This is a genomic window from Desulfuromonas carbonis, from assembly GCF_054658035.1.
Map to the genome: position 1 here is coordinate 852,512 of NZ_BAAHXR010000003.1, position 23,703 is coordinate 876,214.

General features: G+C 64.6%; 16 protein-coding genes and 1 pseudogene. 2 read left to right on the forward strand and 15 right to left on the reverse strand.

Features of this window, described 5'->3' with window-relative positions:
- Positions 1-132: 132 nt before the first annotated feature.
- The 12 genes and pseudogenes from ACYQ8E_RS10885 to ACYQ8E_RS10940 form a co-directional block, all read right to left on the reverse strand.
- Positions 133-714 carry a phosphatase PAP2 family protein gene (locus tag ACYQ8E_RS10885; protein WP_066729094.1) on the reverse strand — a complete coding sequence of 194 codons (582 nt, stop codon included), beginning with the start codon at positions 712-714 and terminating at the stop codon, positions 133-135.
- Positions 708-1,889 (reverse strand): glycosyltransferase family 4 protein, encoded by a 1,182-nt coding sequence (locus ACYQ8E_RS10890; protein ID WP_066729095.1) that lies wholly within the window; start codon positions 1,887-1,889, stop codon positions 708-710. Before ACYQ8E_RS10890 ends, ACYQ8E_RS10885 begins: the two co-directional genes overlap by 7 nt.
- A gap of 8 nt (positions 1,890-1,897) precedes the next feature.
- A complete protein-coding gene (locus tag ACYQ8E_RS10895; RefSeq protein WP_082820412.1) occupies positions 1,898-3,037 on the reverse strand; it encodes a hybrid sensor histidine kinase/response regulator in 1,140 nt (379 codons plus the stop codon).
- 466 nt (positions 3,038-3,503) lie between these two features.
- Positions 3,504-4,307, reverse strand: a complete 804-nt coding sequence (locus ACYQ8E_RS10900) for an alpha/beta fold hydrolase (protein WP_231875352.1) — start codon at positions 4,305-4,307, stop codon at positions 3,504-3,506.
- Between the two features lie 11 nt (positions 4,308-4,318).
- Positions 4,319-5,488 carry a helix-turn-helix transcriptional regulator gene (locus ACYQ8E_RS10905; protein ID WP_066729099.1) on the reverse strand — a complete coding sequence of 390 codons (1,170 nt, stop codon included), beginning with the start codon at positions 5,486-5,488 and terminating at the stop codon, positions 4,319-4,321.
- A 223-nt stretch (positions 5,489-5,711) separates the two neighbouring features.
- Positions 5,712-7,952 (reverse strand): acyl-CoA dehydrogenase, encoded by a 2,241-nt coding sequence (locus tag ACYQ8E_RS10910; RefSeq protein WP_459860966.1) that lies wholly within the window; start codon positions 7,950-7,952, stop codon positions 5,712-5,714.
- Between the two features lie 160 nt (positions 7,953-8,112).
- On the reverse strand, positions 8,113-9,531 hold the full coding sequence (locus tag ACYQ8E_RS10915; protein WP_066729103.1) for an efflux transporter outer membrane subunit: 1,419 nt from the start codon (positions 9,529-9,531) through the stop codon (positions 8,113-8,115).
- A gap of 1 nt (position 9,532) precedes the next feature.
- Positions 9,533-12,679 (reverse strand): efflux RND transporter permease subunit, encoded by a 3,147-nt coding sequence (locus ACYQ8E_RS10920; protein ID WP_066729105.1) that lies wholly within the window; start codon positions 12,677-12,679, stop codon positions 9,533-9,535.
- Positions 12,680-12,691: 12 nt separating this feature from the next.
- A complete protein-coding gene (locus ACYQ8E_RS10925; RefSeq protein ID WP_066729108.1) occupies positions 12,692-13,873 on the reverse strand; it encodes an efflux RND transporter periplasmic adaptor subunit in 1,182 nt (393 codons plus the stop codon).
- A gap of 82 nt (positions 13,874-13,955) precedes the next feature.
- Positions 13,956-14,530, reverse strand: a pseudogene (locus ACYQ8E_RS10930) (TetR/AcrR family transcriptional regulator).
- A gap of 139 nt (positions 14,531-14,669) precedes the next feature.
- Positions 14,670-15,845 (reverse strand): cation:proton antiporter, encoded by a 1,176-nt coding sequence (locus ACYQ8E_RS10935; protein ID WP_066729110.1) that lies wholly within the window; start codon positions 15,843-15,845, stop codon positions 14,670-14,672.
- A gap of 8 nt (positions 15,846-15,853) precedes the next feature.
- A complete protein-coding gene (locus ACYQ8E_RS10940) occupies positions 15,854-17,338 on the reverse strand; it encodes a potassium channel family protein (RefSeq protein WP_197463673.1) in 1,485 nt (494 codons plus the stop codon).
- A gap of 103 nt (positions 17,339-17,441) precedes the next feature.
- On the opposite strand from ACYQ8E_RS10940, the gene ACYQ8E_RS10945 reads away from it, so the two are divergent.
- Complete coding sequence (locus ACYQ8E_RS10945) at positions 17,442-20,270, forward strand: GPMC system transcriptional regulator (protein ID WP_066729113.1); 2,829 nt, start codon at positions 17,442-17,444, stop codon at positions 20,268-20,270.
- A gap of 88 nt (positions 20,271-20,358) precedes the next feature.
- Here the strand turns inward: ACYQ8E_RS10945 and hisI are convergent, their stop codons facing one another.
- The 3 genes from hisI to ACYQ8E_RS10960 all read right to left on the reverse strand — a co-directional run bounded on the left by hisI (position 20,359) and on the right by ACYQ8E_RS10960 (position 22,653).
- On the reverse strand, positions 20,359-20,757 hold the full coding sequence (hisI, locus tag ACYQ8E_RS10950) for a phosphoribosyl-AMP cyclohydrolase (protein ID WP_066729114.1): 399 nt from the start codon (positions 20,755-20,757) through the stop codon (positions 20,359-20,361).
- Between the two features lie 92 nt (positions 20,758-20,849).
- Positions 20,850-21,788 carry an ATP phosphoribosyltransferase gene (gene hisG / locus ACYQ8E_RS10955; RefSeq protein WP_066729115.1) on the reverse strand — a complete coding sequence of 313 codons (939 nt, stop codon included), beginning with the start codon at positions 21,786-21,788 and terminating at the stop codon, positions 20,850-20,852.
- Between the two features lie 112 nt (positions 21,789-21,900).
- Complete coding sequence (locus tag ACYQ8E_RS10960; protein ID WP_066729116.1) at positions 21,901-22,653, reverse strand: DUF2087 domain-containing protein; 753 nt, start codon at positions 22,651-22,653, stop codon at positions 21,901-21,903.
- Positions 22,654-22,728: 75 nt separating this feature from the next.
- On the opposite strand from ACYQ8E_RS10960, the gene ACYQ8E_RS10965 reads away from it, so the two are divergent.
- Positions 22,729-23,598 (forward strand): transposase, encoded by an 870-nt coding sequence (locus ACYQ8E_RS10965; protein ID WP_066729117.1) that lies wholly within the window; start codon positions 22,729-22,731, stop codon positions 23,596-23,598.
- Positions 23,599-23,703: the final 105 nt, after the last annotated feature.

A 23,703-nucleotide genomic window follows, 5' to 3' on the forward strand; every position in this document is an offset into this window, starting at 1 on the left:
CACCGGAGCGAATGCTCCGGATGCCAGACGGGCGGGCCGGGAACGACGAATAGGCGGAAATGGGAATTTTCGAGCGGAGGGGGGGCAGTCATTGGCGGCATGGCCGGGAGCAGCCATTCGGCGGCTCGGGGGTCAGAAGTTCCCTGTCCACGCCAGGATGCTGACTGCAGCGCAGCCGAGACCAATTCCGAGCAGCGCGCCGACTAGGACGTCGGTCGGGTAATGCAGACCGAGAAAGACCCGCGAAACGCCGACCAGAACTACCACCGGCAGGAGCAGCAGGCCAACGACGGGGAGGATTTCGCCATAGGCGACGCAGGCCGCGAAAGCGGTCATGGTATGCCCGGAGGGAAAGGAAAAACGGTCGGGTGGGGCGAGCAAGCAGCTCAGATCGGCCCAGGCGGTACAGGGGCGCGGGCGGCCGATCAGGTTCTTGAGCCCCTTGAAGAGAAGGATCGAAGCGGTAATAGCGAGCGCTGCGGCAAGGACCGCCTGCCGGCCGGCAGTACCGCCGACCGTCAACAGTATCAGGCCGCTGATACCCCAGAGTGGGCCGTCGCCAAGGCGGCTCGCCGTGATCAGCAGCTGCGTCAGCCAGCGATGGCGGCGCAGGTCGCAGAGGCGCTGCATCAGCAGCACTTCATGGCTGGTGATATGGCGGGCGCAGTAATCGACCAGGTGGCGGCCGAAAGGGTTGTGCGTCTCAGTCAGCATAGACTCTCCTTCCCTGGTTCGGGCAGGGTCCCGGTACAACACAGCCGCTTCCCGGAATGCTCGGCATGCAGCCGGAGATATTGATCGCGCACCGCACTGTTGATCTCTTCCCAGTTCTGGTCCTCTGCGTAGAGCCGCGCGGCCCGGCCAAGGCGCTGGCGCATTTGTGCATCATCGACCAGCGACTGCAGGGCAGCCGCAAGCGCCGTTGCACTTTGCTCCTCAACCAGAATTCCCGACTCGCCGCTGAGGAGGATATCCCGCGGCCCGGGGACGTTGAAGGCGACCGTCGGCAGACCGGAGGCGAGAGCCTCGAGGACGACGTTGCCGAAGGTTTCGGAGAGGGAGGGGAAGGCGAAGATGTCAGCCGAGGCGTAATAACGTGCCAGCTCTTCGCCTTCGCGATATCCGCTGAAAATTGCACCGGGCAAGGCCGTGTGCTCCAGTTCAGCGCGCAGGGGACCGTCGCCGACAAGCAGCTGGCGCACTCTACCGGAGAGGCGTCGGCAAGCCGCAAAAAGCAGGGCGAGGTTCTTCTCCGCAGCGAGCCGACCGACAAAAAGAAGGACCACCTCGTCCCCGGCGATGCCTAGGCTGCGACGCAGTTCGGGATCGCGATGACGCGGATGGAAGCGCGCGGCATCAACACCACGTGGCCAGACGATGAGGTTGCGAAAACCGCGCTCCGCCAGCATCCCGACGATTGACGGGGTCGGGCAGAGGGTCAGGTCGGTACGGTTGTGAAATTTGCGCAGGTAGTCCCAGGCGACCGTTTCGAGCGCGCCGAGCCGGTAACTGGCAAGATACTGGGCGAAATTGGTGTGATAGGAGCTGACCACCGGCAGGCCGAGGCGGCGTGCCGCCCGCAAGGCCGCCCACCCTAAAGGCCCCTCGGTGGCGATATGGACCAGATCGGGGACGAAGGCGGCAAGACGGTGCAGCAATCGCAGCGGGGTAACGACGGGAAGGAGAACCTCAGAGTAAAAGGGGAGCGGTAGCGCGGGGAAGCATTCTGCTTCACTGCCGACTGGGAGCGTGAGCCCCTGCCGATAGCGGGGAGTCAGCAACAGCAGCTGGTCACCGCAGGCAACAAGGTAATTGGCAAGCTGGTTGAGGGTGCGGGATACGCCGTTGATCTGTGGCAGCCAGGTCTCGGAAACAATGGCGATGCGCATTGGCCGGATCATTGCGGCGTCGGAAAGCTGACCACGAAACGACTGCCGACCGGGTCCCGATCCTCGACCCGGACCTCGCCCCCCATCACCTCGGCGAGGGTCCGGACGATATAGAGGCCGAGGCCGTTGCCAGGGGCCGTGCCGACACCGCTGCCGCGGACGAAGCGCCGGAAGATCTTTTCCCGCTCTTCTGCGGCAATCCCCGGGCCACTGTCCTCCACCGCCAGCTCCAGCCGGGCGCCGGCGGGAACCGCCAACCGCACCATCACCGGACTCCCTTCCGGTGCATACTTCAGGGCGTTTTCGAGGAGGTTGGAGAGGATCAGGCGTAAGCCGAGACTGTTGAGCCCGGTCGGCAGGACGGGCGCCGCCGTGTCGAGGAAGAGGGGCATCCGGCACCGCTCGGCCTGCGGCTGGTAGAGTTCGAGGAGCTCGCGGGCCAGGGCCACCACCTCGACATTGTCGCCGGGCAGCTGCAACCCCTCGTCGGCGCAGCGGCTGAGCAGCAGCAGGCTCTCGGCGAGGTTGCCGAGGGTCTGCGAACTGCGCTCGATAGCGGCAATACAGTTGCGCGACGCTTCACCATTCCCCAGCTCCGGACGGCTGAGGAGCCCCGAGTAGCCGCGCAGGATCAGCAACTGGTTGCGCAGTTCGTGGGCGAGGATATCCTGCAGCATCCCGTCGCGATCGCTCTGCGCCCGGAGCCGGTCGATGGCGCCATGCAACTGGCGCTCCTGGTGGCGCCGCTCGATCAGCCGCCGGGCCGTCAACAGGACCTCCCGCACCGAGTAGGGCTTGGGGATGAAGGCGTCGGCACCGAGCTCCAGGCCGCGCAGCCGGTCATCCATGGAGCCGAGGGCGGTGAGCATGATGATCGGCACGCTGCCGATCGGTTCCTCGCGCCGGGAGCGGATCAGCCGGCAGACCTCCCAGCCGTCGAGGTCGGGGAGGAGAATGTCGAGGAGGATCAGGTCGGGCCGGGCGCTACCGACGAGGCGACAGGCGCTGAGGCCATCCTCAGCCAGCAGCACATCATAGCCCTGGCTTTGCAGCTGGTACTCGAGGACCGCCGCCAGCTCCGGCTGATCTTCGACGACAAGAACCGTCCCCTGCCCCATGGATGTCCCCGGTTTTTCGCTTTTCGTCATGGGACAAAGCTGGGGCCGGCGTGTTAGGGGTCAATTAAAGGACCTTTCGATGTTGGTTAGCGTGCCACAGCCGGGCGCAGGATGAAATTTCCACGCGCCGGGTGATGATCGGCCTGGTTGGCCTGGTCGGTCTGCTGCTACTGGGTGGGATCGGCTATTGAGTCAGCTCGTATCTGACCAACAATGCGGTCGCGGCCCTGAACAACCTGTCCGAGGCCCGGCAGCTGGGTGCGCTCAATCAGGACCTGCCCGCGCTGCTGCAGGCGGTCGTCGACGCGATTCGCCAGGAGAGCGCCGCCATTATCAAAATCATCGGTGGAATAAGGAATTGCAGGAGTCGGTGGCCAGGCTCGACAACCAGGCCCACCTGCTGAAGAACGAGATCGCGACCTCCCGTCCCAGCCAGAAACTCACCCCGAATCGGGGGAGGGCATGAGAGAAGGCCCGGCGGCAGGGTGGTGAAGTATCAGGAAAGCTGGCCCAGAACCTCTTCCAGGACCTTGTTGAAGTGCGCCGGGTCCTCCATTTGCAGGAAGTGTCCGGCCCCGGGGACCAGGGTTTCGGTGACGAAGGGTGCGCACCGCTCGCGGGCCGAGGCCGGGATCAGCGCGCCATTGATGGCGTAGATTGGCATCCGCAGTTCGCTGAAGGCGGCCTGCGGGCTCCAGGTGAGGAGAGCCTCCCAGGCCGGCAGGGCCCAGGCAGGGTCGGCGGTGGACATCTCCTCGATCAACTGTTTTTTGAGGGCCGCCGGGGTGGCCGCAGTGGCGGTCTGCTCGACCAGGCCGGCCATGGCGGCGGCGAAATCCTCCTGGAACGGCGCAGCAATGGCCTGAACCGTCTCCGCGGACAAACCACCGTAATCGATGACAAAGGTGTCGACCAGCACCACGCCGACGACCTTTGCACCCAGCTGCCGGGCGGCTTCCAGCGCGACGGCGCCGCCCATCGAATGGCCAACCAAAACCACTTCTCTTGCCGTAAGAGCGTCAACACAGGCGGCAATATCCCGGCCGAAGGACTCCACACTCCAGCGGCTGCGGCTGCGGCTGCGGCTGCCGTTGGCCGAGTCGCCGTGGCCGGGCAAGTCGGGTGCGGCCACCGCATAGCGGGAACTGAAGTGGTCAAGCTGGGGGCGCCAGTAGCTGCGCCGGCAGGTCCAGCCATGGACAAAAAGGAGGAGCGGCCCGCCTTCGCCACCACAATCGCAGGCGAGAGGAATCCCGTCATGGGAATAGAACATGTCTGGGGTGGGAATTTTCATTTCCATGGTTGAGACCTCTAGCGGCGCCGGGCGGGGCCGGCCAGCAGTTTTTTCACCAGGTCCGCCTGGTTGCGGGTGTCGGTTTTGGCAAAGATCGTCTTGAGGTGGGAACGGACGGTATGGAGACTGACAAAGCAGCGCCGGGCCACCTCCGCCGGGTCGGGGGTTGCCAGCAGGGCCAGGGCGATGCGGGTTTCGGCATCCGAGAGGGCATAGAGGCTGCGCAAGCGCTCGCCGTCCATGGGCAGGCCCGCTTCGGGATCATGGAGATAAACCGCCACATAACCGGTGGTCCTCCCCCCGAGGACCGGGACATCGGGATGGACCGGCTTGACCAGCAGCTGCAGGATCGAGCCGTCGGCGCGCTCCACCGCCAGGGATCCACCGGCAAAATGGAGACCCCGGGAATCGGCGGCCGCCAGGCACTGCTGCAACAACCGCTGCAGGGAAGGGTCCTGTGACCGGTCGGCAAGGCGCAATTGGCCGTTGGCCAGGGTCAGGGGGGTGTCGCTGCCGATGAAAGCTTCCGCCCCGGAATTGCAGTGGACCGGTCGCAGCGTGAAATCGAGCAGGATAAAGGGGAGAACCTCTTCTCCCGCCGCGATCGCCACCGCCTCGGCCCTGGCGCGGCGCTCGCCGACCTGGCCGGCCAGCTGAAAGGCATGCTGCAGGTGCGGGACAAAATTATTGACGTAGGCCGTGTCCGCCTCGGTGTAATGGCCCTGGCCGCGGGTGCGCTGGACCAGCAGCTGTACGGTGCGCCCGGTATCCTGGTAAATGGTGCCGCAGATTCCGTGGTGGATATCCTGCGGCCGCGCCCAGTCGTTGTAGAATTCGCTGCGAAAAAAATCGGGCTGACGGCAACTGAAGTGGAGATAGGTTGAGTAGAGGCGGCCCGGTTGTTTTTGCAGCAATTCGGGACGCCAGGGGCAGGCGTTGACATAGTGCTCAACGTACTGGTGATGAAAATCGTCGTCGATATTCTGCTTGATGCTCGAAATGACCCGGGTTGCCTGGGAGTTCATGACCAGCAGACGGGCCGAACGGGAGTTGGTATGGGCAATCAGGTCATTGAGAAAGGCGCGCCAGTCGCCGGGCTCGGCGACGGTTGCATAGATGCGTTCGAGCAGGCGCTCGCGCTGCTGCGCCAACTGGGCCGGAAGAGAAATGTTGCCTGCGACGTCCATGCGATCTCAGCTACCCGCAAAGTTGAAATCGATCCGGAGACCGGCAAGGGGGCGAATATTACAGCTGTCGGACCATCAATTTCGATCCTTTCCCTGCCGCCAAGGGGCCACTTTAGCACGTAAACGGCGGCAAAAGAAACGGAAATAGCGTGCAGTAGCCGCTCCAAGGGTGGAAAATCATGATTTCGGTGAGTCGTGCGTCCCACAGGGCCCCTTCTGACCATCAGCTTCCGGCCGTAGCGGAAAAGTTGCTCTCGCCGAGTTCCTCCGCGGCAAAATCATCGACCGCCAATACCTGCGCGACCGCCTTCGCGCACTCTTCCAGCAGGTCGGCTTCCTTCGCGCTGAGCAGTCCTTTTTCGAACCCCTCCCGGAAGTCGCGACAACGCGCCTCGTGCAGGCGCTGCTGCAGCGGAGCGCTCGCGATCACCAGGTCGAAAGCCTGCTCCAGACCGGCGACGGCGACGTTGGCGCCTCCCTTGAGGAAGAGGCCGGCCGTCAGGCGCTCGCGGGTGGCCGAAGGGGCGAGGAGAAGCTCGGCGCAGCGCCGGGTGAGCCGATCGGAGGGTCCGTGGCGGCGCACCCCCAGCGGCAGGATGATGAAGCGGACAAGCGCCGCCAGCGGCCGGTTGGGGAGATTGGCGAGGACGCCGTGCAGCCGCTCCTCGATGAGGGCAAAGCGGCTCTCCATGGCGAAGGCGACCAGCGGCAAGTCCTCCGCCGGTTGCCCCTCGTCCTGCCAGCGCTTGAGGACCGCCGAGAGGAGATAGAGCTCGCTGAGGATGTCGCCGAGGCGGGCCGAGATCATCTCCTTGCGCTTGAGCCCGCCGCCGAGGAGGAGCAGGGTCGCATCGGCCAGCAGGGCGAAGCTGGCGGCATAGCGATCGAGGCGCCGGTAATACTTCGTCGCCTTCCCCTGGGCCGGGGCCGGGCCGATGCGGCCGCCGGACCAGCTGCGCACCCAGGCGCGGAAGAAGGTCTTGAAGCCATGACGGAAGTGCCCCGAGAAGCTTTCATCGAAGGCGGCGAGCGCCGCGTCCGGATCTTCCTCCTCGAGAGCGAGCATCTCCTTGAGGAGCCAGGGGTGGCAGCGGATCGCCCCCTGGCCGAAGATGATCATGCTGCGGGTGAGGATATTCGCCCCCTCGACGGTGATCCCCACCGGCACCGCGCGGAAGGCGTCGCCAAGGTAGTTGAGAGGACCGTCGATCACGGTCTTGCCGCCGTGGACGTCCATGGCATGGTCGATGGCGGAGCGCATCGCGTAGGTGGCATGGACCTTCATGATCGCCGAGATCACCGAGAGCTTGCGCCCCTGGTCAAGGCCGGCACAGGTCAGGCGACGAGCGGCATCGACCAGGTAGGCGTCCGCAGCGAGGGGGCCGAGACGCTCCTGGATCCCCTCGAACTGGCCGATAGGGATACCGAACTGGTGGCGGATGCGGGCGTAGGCGCCGGTGGTGCGGGCGCAGAGGGCCGTCGCGGCCGCCGAAAGGGAGGGGAGCGAAACGCCGCGGCCGACGGCGAGGGCGCTCATCAGCATGCGCCACCCCTTGCCGACCTGCTCCCGGCCGCCGATGACGTGGTCCAGAGTGATGAAGACGTCGTGTCCCTGGTTGGGGCCATTCTGGAAGAACTGGAACGCCGGCAGGTGGCGCCGGCCGATTTCGACTCCCGGCAGGTTCGTCGGCACCAGCGCCAGGGTGATGCCGATATCCTCCAGGTCGCCGAGCAGATGGTCAGGGTCATAAAGCTTGAAGGCGAGGCCGAGGACCGTGGCGACCGGACCGAGGGTGATGTAGCGCTTGCTCCAGTTGAGGCGGATGCCGAGCACCTCCTCGCCGTCGAACTGATCCCGGCAGACCACGCCGCAGTCGACCATCGCCGCCGCGTCGGAGCCGGCTTCGAGGCTGGTCAGGGCAAAACAGGGGAGTTCGCGGCCGTCGGCGAGGCGCCGCAGCCAGAAATCACGCTGCGCGTCGGTGCCGTACTGCAGCAGCAACTCTGCCGGGCCGAGGGAGTTGGGAACCATCACCGTGACGGCGGTGACGAGGCTGCGTGAGGCGATGGTCCGGATCACCTCCGAGTTGGCGTAGGCCGAGAATTCGAGCCCGCCGTATTCGCGCGGAATGATCATGGCGAAGAACTTTTCGCGTTTGAGAAATTCCCAGACCGCGGGCGGCAGGTCGCCGCGGCTCCGGTTGATCTCCCATTCGTCCAGCATGCTGCAGAGTTCCTGCACCGGACCGTCGAGAAAGGACTGCTCCTCTTCACTCAGCGTCGCCGGCGGCGTGGCGAGGAGCTTTTCCCAGTCCGGGTTGCCGGTGAAAAGATCACTGTCCCACCAGACGTCACCGGCGGTGAGCGCCTCGCGCTCCGTCGCCGAGAGGCCGGGGAGCGCGCGCCGGGCCAGCTTGAAGATCGGCCGAATCAGGTAGTTGCGACGAAAGGTTTTGAACGACATGGCTCTCCTCCTTGCTGAAGCTCCGTCTGGCGAAGCAACCTTCCCTTTTTTCAATCATACCATGGCGTCCCCTGCCGGCAGCGCCACCAACAGCAAAGGCCGGGAAATATCCCGGCCTTTGCTGTTGCAACAGTTCGATCGGCGCCGCAGCGGCCGCCCTTTACAGTGGCGCTGCAGAGCTCCCCCCACCGAGGACCTGGTAGAGGGTGACCTGGTTGGCGAGCAGGGCGAGGCGCACCCCGATCAGGTTCTGCCGGGCGCTGTAGAGGGAGCGATGGGCATCGAGAACATTGAGGTAGCTGTCGATCCCCCTGGCATAACGGGCCTGGGAGAGGCGGTAGCTCTCTGCGGTGGCCGCGGTAAGAGCCTGCTGCGCCGCCGCCTGCTCGCCGATGGTGGCCCGAACGGCGAGGGCGTCCGCCACCTCGCGGAAAGCGACCTGGATCGCCTGCTCGTAGCGGGCTACGGCAAGCTGCTGGTCGACCTTCGCTACCGCGAGGTTGGCGCGGTTGGCGCCGGCGTTGAAGAGTGGCAGGGTCAGGCGCGGCGCGAAGTTCCAGGCGAGGGAGCCGGCGCCGAACAGCCCGGAGAGCTGGTCGCTGCCGGTACCGATGGAGGAGACCAGCTCGATACGCGGGAAGAAAGCGGCCCGCGCCGCGCCGATGTTGGCGTTGGCCCCCTGCAGCCGATGCTCGGCGGCGCGGATATCGGGCCGCGCCAGCAGCACCGTGGAGGGGAGACCGGGGGCGAGGGTACGGAAAGGGGCCGGGTCGGTGCTGAGCGTCGCCGGCAGCAGGGGTGCTGCCACCCGGGCGCCGACCAGCAGATCGAGACCATTCTCGTCCTGGGCGACCAGGGAGGTGTAGCGGGCGATGTCGACCCGCGCCGCCTCGAGGCTCGATCTGGCCTGGTTGAGATCGAGGGCAGAGGCGACCCCGGCCTGGAAGCGGCGCTCGATCAAATGGTAGGAGGCCTGCTGGTTTTCCAGGGTCTCCCGGGCGAGCTGCAGCCCCTCGCGATCGGCGGCGAGGTTCAGGTAGGCGCGGGCAACGCTGGCGACCAGGCTGATCTCGACGCTGCGCCGGGCCTCGCTGGTGGCGAGATATTCCTCCAGCGCCTGCTCCTTGAGGCTGCGCACCCGGCCGAAGAGGTCGAGCTCAAAGGCGCTGACGCCGAGACCGACGCTGTACTGGCGGACGATCTCACCGTCACCGCTGGCGGAGAGGTCGGCGGGGATGCGCTGGACGCTGCCGGCGGCGCTGCCGTCCAGGGCCGGCAGCAGGTCGGCACGGCGGATCCGGTACTCGGCCTGGGCCCGCTCCATGTTGAGCAGGGCGAGGCGCAGGTCGCGGTTCTTCTCCAGTGCCGTGGCAATGACCGCGCGCAGCTGCGGATCGAGGAAGAAGTCCTGCCAGGGGATCTCCGCAACGGCCGCGCCGGCGGTCGCTGGCGTTTCCCCCCCCTGGCCCGGCCAGTCAGTGGGGACCGGCGCGGCGGGACGGGAGTAATTGGGGGCCAAGGTCGCGCAGCCGGCCAGCAGCGCGAGCAGAAAGAACAGAAAGAGCGTTTTCCGTTGCATATCAGTGCCCCTCCATCGGCGCGGCGACAGTCTTCTTCTTCCTGGCAAAGAGCCGCGAAATCAGGACGAAAAAGAATGGGATGAAAATCAGGTCGATAAAGGTCGCCGACAACAGGCCGCCGGTGACCGCCGTACCGATGGCGTTCTGGGCCGCCGCACCCGCCCCGTTGGTCAGCGCCAGCGGGAGAGTGCCAAAGAAGAAGGCGAGCGAGGTCATGATGACCGGCCGCAGCCGGATCTTTACCGCCGTCAGGGTGGCTTCGACCAGCTCGTGCCCCTGATTCAGCTGGTCCTTGATGAACTGGATGATCAGGATGGCGTTCTTGGTCGAGAGACCCACCGTGGTGAGCAGGCCAATCTGCAGGTAGATGTCGTCAGGCAGACCTCGCAGGGTTACCGCCGTCACCGCACCGACCAACCCCAGAGGGAGCATCAACAGGTTGACGAAAGGGATGGTCACGCTCTCGTAGAGAGCCGCCACGGCAAGAAAGACCACCAAGAGCGAGATGGCGTAGAGGGCCGGGGCCTGGGCGCCCGCCTTCTTCTCCTCGTAGGAGAGGCCGGTCCACTCGTAGCCAATCCCCGCCGGCAGCTTGGAGACCAGCTGTTCCATCCGGTTCATCGCCTCCCCGGTGCTGATGCCGGGCGCCGCCTGTCCCATGATCTCCACCGAGGGAATGCCATTGTAGCGTTCCAGGCGCGGCGAACCGAACTGCCAGTGGGCGGTGGAAAACGCCGAGAAAGGAACCATCGCCCCCTGGTCGTTGCGGACGTACCAGCGGTTAATGTCCTCCGGCAGCATCCGGAACTGGGGATCAGCCTGGACAAAGACCTTCTTGACCCGGCCGTTCTGGATGAAGTCGTTGACGTAGCTGCTCCCCCAGGCCGTGGAGAGAACGCTGTTAATGTCCCCGATCGCCACCCCCTGAGCGCCAGCCCGGGCGTCGTCGATGTCGAGCTTGAACTCCGGGGTGTCGTTCTGGCCGTTGGGACGTACCGCAACCAGGTTGGGATCCTGCATCGCCATACCGAGGAGCTGGTTGCGCGCTGCCATCAGCTGGTCATGGCCGAGCCCACCGCGATCCTGGAGTTCCAGGTCGAACCCGTTGGCGACCCCGAGCTCCAACACCGCCGGCGGCGAAAAAGCGAACGCGAGGCCGTCGCGAATGTGGGAGAAGGCCTGCATGGCCCGGCCGGCGATGGCGTCGGCCTGCAGCGCAGGTTCCTGCCGCACCTTCCAGTCCTTGAGCTTGACGAAGGCCAGTCCCATGTTCTGGCCACGGCCGGCGAAGCTGAAGCCGGCCACGGTGATGACCCCCTCGACGGCCTGCTTCTCGTCCTCGAGAAAGTGTTTCTCCATCTGTTGGAGAACTTTGATCGTTCGATCCTGGGTCGCTCCGGCCGGCAATTGGGCCTGACAGATGAGAAAGCCCTGGTCCTCGCTCGGGAGGAAAGAGGTCGGCAGCTTGAGAAAGAAGTGGACCATGACGGCAACGATGCAGCCGTAGATCAGCAAATAGCGCAGCGGCTTGCGGAACGAGTGGCCGACGATCCGCTCGTAATTGTGGCGGCAGAATTCGAAGGCCCGGTTGAAATAGCGGAAGAACCAGGGGAACCAGCCGCTTTCACCGGCCTGATGTCCCTTGGGGATCGGCTTCAGGATGGTTGCGCACAGCGCCGGGGTGAGGATCATCGCTACCAACACCGAGAGGATCATGGCGGAGATGATGGTGATGGAGAACTGGCGGTAGATGACGCCGGTCGAACCGCCGAAAAAGGCCATGGGGAGGAAAACCGCCGTCAGCACGGTAGCGATCCCCCACAGGGCTCCGGTGATCTGCCCCATCGACTTGATCGTCGCGTCATGGGGCGAGAGCCCCTCCTCGGACATGATCCGCTCGACGTTCTCTACCACAACGATGGCGTCGTCGACCAGCAGGCCGATGACGATGACCAGGGCGAACATGGTCAGGGTGTTGATGGAGAAACCGGCGACCGAAAGCGCCCCCATCGTCCCGAGCAGCACCACCGGCACGGCGATAGTCGGAATCAGGGTGGCGCGGATATTCTGCAAAAAGAGGAACATGATGACGAAGACCAGGCAGATCGCCTCGATCAGCGTCCGAACCACCTCTTCGATGGAGATTTTGACGAAGGGTGTGGAGTCGTAGGGATAGACCACCTTCAGCCCGGCCGGAAAGTACTTCTCCAGTTCGGCCATCTTGGCCTTGATCCGGGTCCCGGTCTCCAGGGCGTTGGCGCCCGAAGCGAGACGGACCGCCATCCCGCCCAGCGGCTTGCCGTTGTAGAAGGCCTGGATCTGGTAGTCTTCGGTACCGATCTTGGTGGTTGCCACATCCTTCAGCCGCACCGTCGAGCCGTCAGGGTTAGTGCGCAGGATGATGGCGTCGAACTCTTCCGGCGTGTGCAGCAGGGTGCGGGCGGTGACGGTGGCGTTGAGCTGCTGTCCCTGCTCGGCCGGCAGGCCGCCGAACTGACCGGCCGAGACCTGGGCGTTCTGGGCCTGCAACGCCGCCACCACGTCGCTGGTGGTCAGGTGATAGTTGTAGAGCCTGGCCGGATCGAGCCAGACCCGCATAGCGTTCTGGGTGCCGAAAACCTGAAGTTCGCCGACGCCATCCAGGCGACTGATGATGTCCTGGACGTTGGAGACCATGAAGTCGGTGATGGCGTTGCGATCCATCGAGCCGTTTTCCGAGACCAGGCCGACGATCAGCAGGAAGTTGCGGGTCGATTTGACCACCTGAATTCCCTGCCGCTGGACGATCTGCGGCAACAACGGCACCGCCAGTTGCAGCTTGTTCTGGGTCTGGACCTGGGCGATATTGGGGTCGGTGCCGGCCTTGAAGGTCAGGGTGATGGCGACCGTTCCCGAGGAGTCGCTGGTCGAGGACATGTAGAGCAGGTTGTCGATACCGTTGAGCTTCTGTTCGATCACCTGGGTGACGGTGTCCTGGACGGTCTGTGCCGAAGCGCCTGGATAGACGGCGCGAATGGCGATCTGCGGCGGCGCGATCGGCGGATACTGGGAGACCGGCAGGGTCTTGACCGCCAGCAGGCCGGCCAGCATGACGCCAATGGCAATCACCCAGGCAAAGATCGGGCGATTGATAAAAAATTTCGGCATGACGGGGCTCCTCTACTTCGCTGCGGCCGGCTGCGCTGCAGCGGCAGGGGTACCGAAAGGAACAGGCTTGACCACCGTCCCCGGCCGGGCCCGTTGCAGCCCCTCCAGGATGACGCGGTCGCCGGGCTTTAGTCCACCCGCGACGAGCCAGTAGTCACCGACCGTGCGTGCAACCTGAATCACCCGTTGCTCGACCTTATCGTCGGCACCGACCAGCATCACCACCGCGTTCCCTTCCGGATTGCGGGTCACGCCCCGCTGCGGCACCAGGATGGCATTTTCGTTGACCCCCTCTTCGAGAAGAGCGCGCACGTACATCCCGGGCAACAGGAGCTGTTTCGGATTGGGGAAGAGGGTACGCAGGGTGACCGAGCCGGTACTCGGGTCGACGGTAACGTCGGAAAACTTGAGGACCCCCGTCTGGTCGTAATCCGTCCCATCCTCGAAGACGAGCCGTACCTTGGCCTGGCCGGCCGCCCCCTTGAGGGCGCCGCTGGCCAGTTCCCGCTTTAGCTGCAGCAGCTCGGCGCTCGACTGGGTGACATCCACGTAGGCCGGATCGAGCGCCTGGATTGTCGCCAGCGGGGTGGCCTGACTGGCCGTCACCAAGGCGCCGGTGGTAACCAGAGAGCGGCCGATGCGGCCGCTGATCGGAGCCTTGACGGTTGTGTAACCGAGGTTGATGCGCGCTGTATCTACCGCTGCCTGAGCCACTTGGACGTCGGCTTCGGCCTGCTTGATGGCGGCTGTAACGTCGTCCGATTCCTGCTTGCTCACCGCGTCGATCTTGACCAGCCCGGCATAGCGCTCAGCCTTGAGGCGCGCCGGTTCGACGTTCGCCTCCGCCCGGGCGAGAGCCGCCTGGGCGCTGGCATAGGCAGCCTGGTAGGTGGCCGGATCGATCTGGTAGAGCACATCGCCGGCCTTCACCTCGCCCCCCTCGGTGAAGAGGCGCTTCTGGATAATCCCTCCCACCTGGGGGCGCACCTCGGCAATCAACCGCGCCGAAACCCGGCCGGCAAGTTCCCTGGTAAGGGTCACCGGCTGCGTCTTCATCACCGCGACTCCTACCTCAGGCGGCGGCGCCTGGGAAGGAGGAGCGGCTACCGACGGCTGGTCGCAGCCGGCAATCGTCAAGCCGGCCACGAGCAGCCCGGCAAACAGGATTTTTCTGAGTGTGCACACGTTTCGCATAACAACCTCTGGCATGAAGTGGAAATAGGGCTTCGTCCCGGCGCGAGCCGGAACGGTTCTCAACCAAGGTGACCTTTCGGGACTATCTTCGGACTCCGTCCCAGCAGGCCGCAGTGATCCGGGCGATGAGGTCTTCGTCCAGGGCGATGAACCCCAAAATATGGTCCCGGGCGACGGCCAGCAGTGGACCGAAAGCCAGGGCGAACAGGGAAGCCAGCGGCAGGTCCTTCATCACCTGCTGCGCGATGGCCTCGGCAAAAAGCTGCTGATAGACCCCGCAATTCCCCTTCTTTCCCAGCAGTTTGTCCCGCCGGAATTCGACCCCGTAGGGGGAGTTGTGAAACTGTTCCAGGTAACGAAATCGAGGGGGTGGTCGATAAAGTACTTGAGCCAGGCCGAGCCGAGGTGAATGAACCGCTCGCGGATCGGCTTGTCGGTCGCATAGCCCACCATCAAGACCGGACGAATCCGGGATTCGAGCTCCTGATAGAGGACGTTGATGAGGACATCCTTGTTCTCGAAATAGCGGTAGATGGTCCCCGCCCCGACCCCGGCCCGCTCGGCAATCATCGCCATCGGCGCGCCGTGAAAGCCGTTTTCGGCGATCAGTTCGAGGGCGGCGTGGAGGATCTCTTCCCGCTTGTCGGTTCTGGTCATGCGGTTCTCCTCGTTGCGGAATGAACGTTCATTCTTCTAGCACGGGGAGTTCCGCACGGGCAAGTGTTTTTTCGGCCCGCTAGTCGATTTCGATGGCGCCGATATCGGCGAGGGGGCGACCGGGATCGCAGGATCTTGCTCAGATCAACTTGCCGTTGGCGGGTTTCGGCGCCGGCAGCCGTGGGGCGAGGAAGCGGAAGAGCGTCGGGTAGACGACGCTGGCGAAGAGGGCGGTGAGGACGAGGGCGGCGCTGAGCGGGTCGGAGATCAGCCCCATGCGCTTGCCGAGGGTGCCGGCGACGACGATCATCGACAGGGGGGCCGAGAGGAGGATCGCCATTGCACCCGCCTCGCGAAAGGAGAGGCGCAGGGGACGCACCAGCAGCAGCGGCGAGAGGTTGCTGACCAGGACCATGCCGGTGAGGACGAGGGCGGTGAGGACGATCGGCAGCGAGGTGACGGTCTGCAGGTCGAGCTGGGAGCCGACGCCGATGAAGAAGAAGGGGATCAGAAAGCCGAAGCCGAGGGCATTGAGCTTCTCCTCGAAGCGCCCCATGCTGCGGAAGACCTGGCTGAAGATCATGCCGGCGAGAAACGAGCCGAGGATCGGCTCGGCGCCGGCGGCCGCGGCGAGAATGCCGCCGCCGAAGGCGACCACGACCACTGCCCGCACCCCTTCCTCGACCGGGTCCTGGCTCTCCATCACCTTCGCCACCCGGTCGGGATGCCACCAGGCGAGCAGGTAGAGCAGCCGCAGCACCAGCAGCGCCAGGCCGAAGAGAAGCGCCAGCTTGCCGAGTTCGAGGACCGCCTCCCAGGCCAGACCGTGCTTGTGGTAGGCGTCGATCAGGGTCAGCACCAGGATCGAGAGGAGCTCGCCGGTCAAGGCAACGCCGATGATGTCGCGCCCGAGGGGGGTACGCGAGAGGCCGAGCTCCTTGAGGACCGGGATGGTGATGCCGGCGGAGATCATCGCCACCGCCACGCCGAGGAAAAAGGGCTGGCCGCAGGCGACGAAAATTAGCGGAGTGACCGAGAAGGAGACGACCGAGATCAGCACGTACCAGGGGCTCTTGCCGCTCTTGCGGACGCTGTGCAGGTCGAGCTCCATGCCGGCGATGAACATCAGGTAGATGAAGCCGAGTTCGCGCAGCAGCTGAAACCACTCCGGTCGGCCGTTGATCAGGGTGTTGAAGAGGAAGGCGCCGTAGACGATTTCGAGGGCCGCCGAAGGGAGGCGGAAGCGGCGCGCGAAGAAGGGGATGACGGCGGCGCCGAGGACCACCAGAAAGATGGAGAGCTGTTCGTGTCCCATGGCGCTCCTCAGGCGATCTTTTCGTCCGGCGGCATCAGCAGGGTGGAGATGCCGGCGCGCCGCACCAGGCTCCAGGCAACATCGGGACGCAGCAGGGGAAAGAGGCGCCCTTCGGGGTGCCAGCTGCCGACATCAGCGACCATCAGGTTGTAGTCGCCGAGGGCCGCGCTGATGACCCGTACCGGGTTCCCTTCCAGGTCGACGGCTCCCACCGTGGCACGGTAGACCAGGGCGAGTTCGGTCGCCGCCTTGCGCATCTCCGCTTCGGTCCCGTGCTCCTCCTCCGAGGCGATGTATTCGGAAGGAACGGCAAAGAGCGCATCGATGCGGTAACGAATCCCGGCCGACATCTCCAGGGTTGTCTCCAGGGCGTGCTGGAAACCGACCGGGTCGACCGCCGGCACCGCCACTTTTTCATAGGGAAAGCTGCCGGCCGCAAGGAGGACCGGGCAACCGACGATGCTGGAGAGCTGGCGCAGGCAGCGCTTGCTGAGGTGGTCGCCGAAGAGTTGCAGGCCGCGGCCGAGGGCGCCGTCGCGGGGGAGGATGACGACGCTGGCGTCGCGGCCGAGTTCGCGCACCGCGTCCCGCACCGCGGCGCAAGGTTCGTCGGTACCGGCCGGCTCGCAGCGCAGTTCGCCGACATGCTGGCGGGTCACCAGCCCGCGGAGTTCCTCTTCCAGCGCCTCCCCCGGCCGGGCGCAGACGAAGAGCGCCTTTTCGAGGGGGAAGACGCTGAGCAGGTAGGCGAGCTCCTCCAGGTAGGAAGGGGGCGGCTCGGCCGGGACATAGGCGACCAGGGTGTCGCCGAATTCGAGGGGAAAATGCTCGAAGCGGAAGGTCATCAGGTCGGTGACGGTCTTCAGCACCTTGGGATCGCCGAGCAGCACCACCCGGTCCTTGGCACGCAGCACCGTGTCACCGCTCGGGATGACGATGTTGCCGTCGCGATAGACGATGCCGACCCGCCAGCTGCGGGGATTGAGGGCCGCCAGCGACTTGTTGGCAAGGCGCGAGTGGCCGTGAACCTCGACCTCGAGGATCTCGTTCTTGCCGAGACCGATCCCCTGCACCGTCTTGCTTTTGAACTCGACCCGGTTGCGCAGGAAGGTGGCGCTGGCGGTAAAGATCCCCTCGACCTCGACATCGAGCTTTTCCAGGGTCTTGATGCCACCGCGGGTGATCCCCAGCGCGACCAGGCGCGGAACGTTGAAGTGCTGGCGCAGCACCCGGGCGACCTCGATATTGACATCCTCGGAGGTGGTGGTGATGAGGATGGTGTCGACCTTGCCGGCGCCGGCCTTCTCCAGGAACATGCGGCTGGTGGCGTCCCCCTGGAAGGTTTCGAGCCCCTCGCTGCGCAGCTGCGCGGCGACCTCCAGCAGTTCCGGGCTGGCGTCGACGCAAACCAGATTAATGTGGCGCGAAAGGGTGCGCACCAGCTGCAGGCCGATATCCCCCAGGCCGATGATCATGCATTTACCCGCTGCCATCCGTCCTCCCCGTAGCGGTCCCGGCCGGCTCCGCCCCTTTGACAACTGCCGGCGCCCGGCCCTATACTCCCTGAGTAAAATTCCTACACACTCGGGAGTGGCCATGGATTCGATCAGTGACCCCAAGATCGCCCAGCTGGCGGCCAAGATCGCCAGCTACGGCAAAGAAAACCTGGAAGATATCCTGCACGTTCTGGTCGAGGCCGTCAACCTGATTACGCGCCAGAACCGCTGCCGCGTCTACCTCGAGGACCTCACCAGCGGCAGCCTCGCCTGCACCACCGCCACCGGCCTCCACGCCGAGGCGATCCGCGAACATTCCTTTCCGATCAACAGCAGGGACTACCTGGTATCAAAGGTCTACCTGACCCAGGAGGAGGCCCAGGTCGAGGATGTCCTCACCTTCCCGAGCCGCTTCGCCCGCGAACTCGCCGAGCGTTTCGCCATCCGCGCCAGCTGTCACCTGCCGCTGCTGCACCAGGGGCGCGCGGTCGGCGTCGTCTGCGTCGATAGCGGTCGCCAGGGGCACCTCCCCGGCAGCGCAGAGCGCCGCGCCCTGCGCCACTTCCTCGACAGCACCGCGGCGATCGTCGATGCCGCCCGCAAGTACCACCAGCAGATGGTCCTCGCCCGCCGCGTCGACGAGGCGAAGAAGAAGGAGGCGGCCTTCACCATGGTCAAGTCGGCGGTGCGGCTGATCGACAAGCTCTCCCTCGCCTCGGTGCTGGTACCGGCGCCCCTCGCCACCGGGAGCGGCGAGGAGGGGCTGCGCATCCTCGCCAGCTACTCCAAGGAGAAGGAAGCGCGCCAGCTTTACGAGGACGAACGCCTGATCAGCCTCGCGCCGGGGGAATCGCTGCTGTCGCGCTATGTCAACGCCAGCGGCGTGATCAGCGACGAGACCCTGCTGCAACCCCTCTATATCCCCAACCTCACCAGCGAGCGTCTGCAGAAGCGCTACCTCACCGAGCAGATGGGGATGAAGTCCCTCTACGTCGTCCCCCGCTACGAGCCGCGCACCCGCAGGGTGATCTGCCTTGTCAATTACTATACCCGCACCGCCTACCGTTTCAGCGATTTTGAAAAGGGGCTTTTAGAGGCCCACGCCGAGATGGCGCAGCGGGTGATCCAGGAGATCGGCGACGAGCACATGGAGATCCAGGTCCTCGCCGAGATCAACGACCTGCTGCAGGAGAAGTTCGAGGGAACCCAGCCCTTCCTCTCCCGGGTTTTGGCCAAGGCAGTGGAGCTGATCGGCGCCGACACCGGCAGCATCGCCCTGGTGCGCGAGCAGGAGGGGGAGCGCTGGCTGGTGGTGGAAGAACCCGACGGCCGGCTCGCCGGTGCGAAGAGCAAGGAGTGGCTGAAGAAAAACATCCCGCCGATCCGCATCGGCGGAATGGAACTCCTCCCCGAGGAGCGCAGCCTTACCGGCTACGTCGCCCACACCAAGCGCCCCTGGCTGGTCGCCGACACCGGCGAGGAGAAGCGCAACGGCGGTTTCTACCGGGAGATCACCGAGTCGATCAAGAGCGAGCTGGCGGTGCCGGTGATCTGCGACGACGAGGTGCTCGCCGTAATCTGTCTCGACTCGCAGCGCCCCTGGTACTTCAGCGACGAGCACAAGCGCATCCTGCAGATCATCGAGCAGATGATCTCGCGCCACCTCTCCGATCTGCAGCGCATCGAGAAGCTCACCACCGAGGTGAGCCGGCTGCGCACCGACGTCGGCTACAAGGATCCCAAGATCCACTCCTACAAGCTTGGCAACATCATCGGCAACTCGCAAAAGGCGACGGAGATCGTCGACTTCATCCAGCGCGTCACCCCGCCGATCTTCAACCGCATCGCCATGTGGACCCAGCGCGACCTCTCCGAGGCGACCCTCGGCCTGCCGTCGATCCTGATCACCGGCGCCACCGGCAGCGGCAAGGAGTTCTTCTTCAACAACCTCTACTCGCGCCTCAACGAGATGTACCAGGGGCAGATCAACCCGCGCGGCGAGCTCGCGGTGCAGAAGAGCAACATCGCCGCCTACAGCGGCGAGCTGACCTACTCGGAGCTCTTCGGCCACAAGCGCGGCGCCTTCACCGGCGCCCATACCGACCGCAAGGGGATCCTCGAAGAGGCCCACGGCGGGGTGGTCTTTCTCGACGAGATCGGTGACGCCGACCCCAAGACCCAGGTGCAGCTGCTGCGCTTTCTCGACAATGGCGGTTTCATGCGTCTCGGCGAGAACACCACCCGCTACGCCCGGGTGCTGCTGGTCGCCGCCACCAACCGCGACCTGCGCCAGCTGATCGCCGCCGGCACTTTCCGGGAGGATCTCTACCACCGCCTCTCCGAGCTGACCGTCGAGGTTCCCTCCCTCAACGAGCGGCGCGAGGACATCCCCGATTTGGTGGTGCACTTTCTCGGCAAGCTCTGGAAGGTCTACAAGCGCCCCGAGGAGAGCGACGACGCCGTCCCCGGCATCAGCCGCGGCGCCCAGGCGCTCCTCGCCGCCCACAACTACACCGGCAACATCCGCGAGCTGCGCTCGATCCTGGTGCGGGCGCTCTTCTTCCGCAAGGGGCGCACCATCAGCGAGGAAGACGTGCGCAAGATCCTCGACGCGCTGGTCGCCTCGCCCGCCGCCCCGGAAGGGACCGCCGAGGCGCTGCGCGACCAGCTCGCCGGCGAGCTCTTCGCCACCATCCGCCGTGGCGACGAGGACTTCTGGAGCGGTCTCTACATCCCCTTCACCGAGAGCACCATCTCCCGCGACGTCGTCGCAGCCGTCATCGACCTCGCCCGCGCCGCCGGCGCCACCTCGATGCCGAAGATCGCTCTGCTTCTGCGCGCCTGCGATCCCAAGAGCAGTGATCCGGAACAGCAGAAGATTTTTTACCGCTTCAAGAACTTTCTCTACAAGACGATCCGCATCAAGTAACCGGGCAGCTCTCCCCCCTCAAAAAACGAACAAAGCCGCCCGGGGTCAGCGGGCGGCTTTGTTCGTTAACGGGGCAGCGAAAGCGGGGTCAGTCGGCGCTCACCAGGGCGCCGCTGGCAAGGTCGAGCTTACGGTAGAAGCAGGTCTCGCGGGTCTTGCCGGTCTCGGGACTCCTGGTGTGGCAGGCGCCGCCCCCCTGGGGTTCGACGATGTAGACCAGGGCGTCCTGGTCGCAGTCGGTGCGGATCTCGACGATCTTCAGAAAATCGCCCGAGGTCTCCCCCTTGGTCCAGAGTTCGTTGCGCGAGGTCGACCAGAAGGTCGCCATTCCCTTCTTCAGCGTCGTCGCAAAGGCCTCGGCGTTGACATAGGCGAGCATCAGCACCCGCCCGTCCCTGGCGTCCTGCACCACGGCCGGCACCAGCCCGCCGCGCTTGTCGAAAGCGATGGCGATCTCGCTCCCTTCTTCGAGTTGTTTCTTGTCCATGATCAATCTCCTTCGTATCTGAATCACTTGGGATAAATGGCTATGAAAAATTTCGTCCAACCTGGCCGTGGGACGGAATTTGGCGCCGCCATTCAGAATTTGCGGGGACGCACCATGTCCTGGGTGAAGACCTTGGGCGCCGGGATCGGCACGATGCCATCGACGCCGAGGCGCAGCAGTTTGGGCGCGAGGATGTTGAGCTGGGATTCGCGAATGACCGCCGACACCGAGCGCCAGGCCTCGTCCACCACCGGGCTGACGGTGGGGGAGATCACCGAGGGGAGGATCTTCTCGACCTGGTCGAGAACCCGGGTCGGCACGTCCATGAAGACCATGTAGACCGGCTCGCGCTCGGCCTGCAGGACGGCGTCGATGCAGATGCGGATATCCTCCATCTTCTCCAGCTTGGCGGGGTCGGCAAGGGCGGCACGGTTGGCGAGCAGCTGGGGGTTGGAGGTGAAGAGCTCGGCGACGATGATGTTGCCGTTGGCCTTTAAGGTGGCGCCGGTCTCGGTGATGTCGGTGAAGGCGTCGCACTCCCCCATGTTGACCTTGGCTTCGGTCTTCCCTTCGCTGTGCAGGATCTGCAGCTCCTCGACGCCGAACAGGTCCTTCATGCGGCGCCGGGTCAGATTGGGGAGCTCGGTGGCGATCACCTTGCCGCGGCAGTCGGCGGCACTGGCGATGCCGAGCTCGGGGCGCGAGGCGAGGACCAGGCGCGAGGGCTGGTTGGTGTGCTTGGAGAAGATGAAATCGCCGAGCACCTCCACCTCCTGCTCCATGCCGGCCTCGAAGACGTAGTCCTTGCCGGTGATGCCGCAGTCGACGATGCCGTCGCGCACCTTCTGCGGCATCTCCTTGCGGTCGAGGACGCGAAAGACGACATCCGGGTCATAGGAGGTGGTCAGCTCGTACTGGCGCCCTGCCTTCAGTGGCCGGCCCGATTTTTCCAGCAGCCGCATCACCTGTTCGTTGAGGCTCCCCGACGGGATGCCGAAATAGAGCAGCCCCTCTTTCTTTCCATATGCCATAGTCCCTATCCTTTTCTGGTCTGGTGGCTGAACCGGGTGGCCGATGCAATCTGCGCATTCTGCCAAGATTGCCGCCAAACATCAACGACTGATTGGCGAAAATTCCGCCCGGTTAATCCAGACGGAACCGCTCCCGCTCGCGGCGGTACTTGCGCTCACTGTTGTACCCCTGCGCGCCGAAGGGCTGCAGCCGCTCCAGCCATTCCAGTTCCAGCAGCGCCAGCGCCCGCTTCGGATCACTTCCCGGTCCCGGCGGTTCCAGCGTCGCCAGCACCTCGAAGGTGAAGGCCCTGGCGCCGAACTGGTCGAGGTCCTTTTGCAATTCGGGACTGAAGACCACCTTCCCCATCCGCAGCTGGAACAGGCGGCTGTTACGCTCGCCGTCGAGGTTGGGACTGGCGGCGACGTAGATACGTCCATTGCTGGCGCAGCGGATCTGGTAAATCCCCATCGGCGCGGCGCTCTGTTTCAGCGCCCGCTTGAGTTCCCGGCGCGGATCGTTTCTGGGCATTCTCTTCTCCTTCTTCAGCGGAGCCGGCAGCGCCGGGTTCCCCTCTTCTTCCCGCCAGTAGCTCGCCCCGGCGCGGCGGATCAGCCCGGCGTCGACCAGCAGCCGGCGGATGGTGCAGTAGTCCTCAAACAGCGGCGTGATCAGCTCCGTCACCTCCGCCTCACGGTAGCGTCGTCTGACCTCGAAGCGCGTCGCGAACGCCTCCAGCACGATCAGCCGCTTCTTCTGCTGCGCCGGCAGCTTCTCGAGCCGGCCGTGGCGGAAGAAGGTTTCCAGCACCTTGCGCCGGTATTCCCCGATGCGCTGGTCCTGCTCTTCCCGGGCGACCGGGGTCGCGGCGAGGAGCTGGCGCAAAGGAGGAGGTGAGGGGTCAAGTCTTTCTGTGCCACATTTTATGATATGCTGCCGAAAATCCAAGGAGGGGGCTCCATGGCCAGATCGCTTCGTATTCAATTTCCAGATGCCATTTATCACCTTACCTCGCGTGGAAATGCACGGGGTATGGTTTTCGAGAACGATTCCGACCGTGCCAAATTTCTTGATGTTCTGGCGATGGTTGTCGAAAAATATCGCTGGCTCTGCCATGCCTACTGCCTGATGGGCAACCATTACCACCTTCTGATCCAAACTCCTGAAGCCAACCTCTCCCGCGGCATGCGACAGCTCAACGGCAACTACACCCAGGTGTTCAATCGCCGCCACGGCCGTTGTGGTCATCTCTTCCAGGGACGTTACAAGGCGATCCTGGTCGACAAGGAAGCCTACCTGCTGAACCTCTGCCGCTACATCGTCCTCAACCCGGTTGCTGCACGCATGGTTGCGAATCCGGAGGCTTGGCCCTGGTCGAGTTACGCCGCCACGGCCGGCCTCGCTCCTTTTTCTTCATTCCTGAGCGTCGACTGGTTATTGTCTCAATTCTCCAGAAACCGGGAGGCTGCGCGGCAGCGTTACCGGGAGTTTGTCGCCAACGGGGTCGAACAACCCTCACCCTGGACGGAGCTGCGTGGCGGAACGCTACTCGGAAGAGAGTCATTCGTTGCCCAGTTCCACCCGCAATTGACCGAGATGCAAGCCATTGAGGAGATTCCACTACCACAGCGTCTTGCCCACCGCCCTGCACTGGAACAACTTTTAGCCCCCGGCCCGAAAGACGCTAAAGCGAAATCTACGGCCCGCACCGCCCATGTAGAGTGGAGCTATCCCCTGAAGGATATCGCCAGGTTCTGGGGCATCCATTACTCGACCGTCAGCCGGATGATCAGTAGAAGTGAGGAGGTAATGTTGCACGGAAAGACTTGACCCCTGCATTCTCTTCTGGATCAAGAACGATCCGGCGCTGTTGGCACTAATCGACTAATGAACGTCCCTTGAATTCCACCCGGGGAAACGGAAACCTGGTGGCCG

Bases quoted from the DNA above. Each gene is read 5' to 3' on its own strand.
- ACYQ8E_RS10895 (WP_082820412.1), bottom strand. From the start codon at position 3,037: ATGACGAAAAGCGAAAAACCGGGGACATCCATGGGGCAGGGGACGGTT.
- ACYQ8E_RS10935 (WP_066729110.1), bottom strand. From the start codon at position 15,845: ATGGGACACGAACAGCTCTCCATCTTTCTGGTGGTCCTCGGCGCCGCC.
- ACYQ8E_RS10910 (WP_459860966.1), bottom strand. From the start codon at position 7,952: ATGTCGTTCAAAACCTTTCGTCGCAACTACCTGATTCGGCCGATCTTC.
- hisI (WP_066729114.1), bottom strand. From the start codon at position 20,757: ATGGACAAGAAACAACTCGAAGAAGGGAGCGAGATCGCCATCGCTTTC.
- ACYQ8E_RS10920 (WP_066729105.1), bottom strand. From the start codon at position 12,679: ATGCCGAAATTTTTTATCAATCGCCCGATCTTTGCCTGGGTGATTGCC.
- ACYQ8E_RS10885 (WP_066729094.1), bottom strand. From the start codon at position 714: ATGCTGACTGAGACGCACAACCCTTTCGGCCGCCACCTGGTCGATTAC.
- ACYQ8E_RS10940 (WP_197463673.1), bottom strand. From the start codon at position 17,338: ATGGCAGCGGGTAAATGCATGATCATCGGCCTGGGGGATATCGGCCTG.
- ACYQ8E_RS10945 (WP_066729113.1), top strand. From the start codon at position 17,442: ATGGATTCGATCAGTGACCCCAAGATCGCCCAGCTGGCGGCCAAGATC.
- ACYQ8E_RS10915 (WP_066729103.1), bottom strand. From the start codon at position 9,531: ATGCAACGGAAAACGCTCTTTCTGTTCTTTCTGCTCGCGCTGCTGGCC.
- ACYQ8E_RS10900 (WP_231875352.1), bottom strand. From the start codon at position 4,307: ATGGAAATGAAAATTCCCACCCCAGACATGTTCTATTCCCATGACGGG.
- ACYQ8E_RS10925 (WP_066729108.1), bottom strand. From the start codon at position 13,873: ATGCGAAACGTGTGCACACTCAGAAAAATCCTGTTTGCCGGGCTGCTC.
- hisG (WP_066729115.1), bottom strand. From the start codon at position 21,788: ATGGCATATGGAAAGAAAGAGGGGCTGCTCTATTTCGGCATCCCGTCG.
- ACYQ8E_RS10905 (WP_066729099.1), bottom strand. From the start codon at position 5,488: ATGGACGTCGCAGGCAACATTTCTCTTCCGGCCCAGTTGGCGCAGCAG.
- ACYQ8E_RS10890 (WP_066729095.1), bottom strand. From the start codon at position 1,889: ATGCGCATCGCCATTGTTTCCGAGACCTGGCTGCCACAGATCAACGGC.
- ACYQ8E_RS10965 (WP_066729117.1), top strand. From the start codon at position 22,729: ATGGCCAGATCGCTTCGTATTCAATTTCCAGATGCCATTTATCACCTT.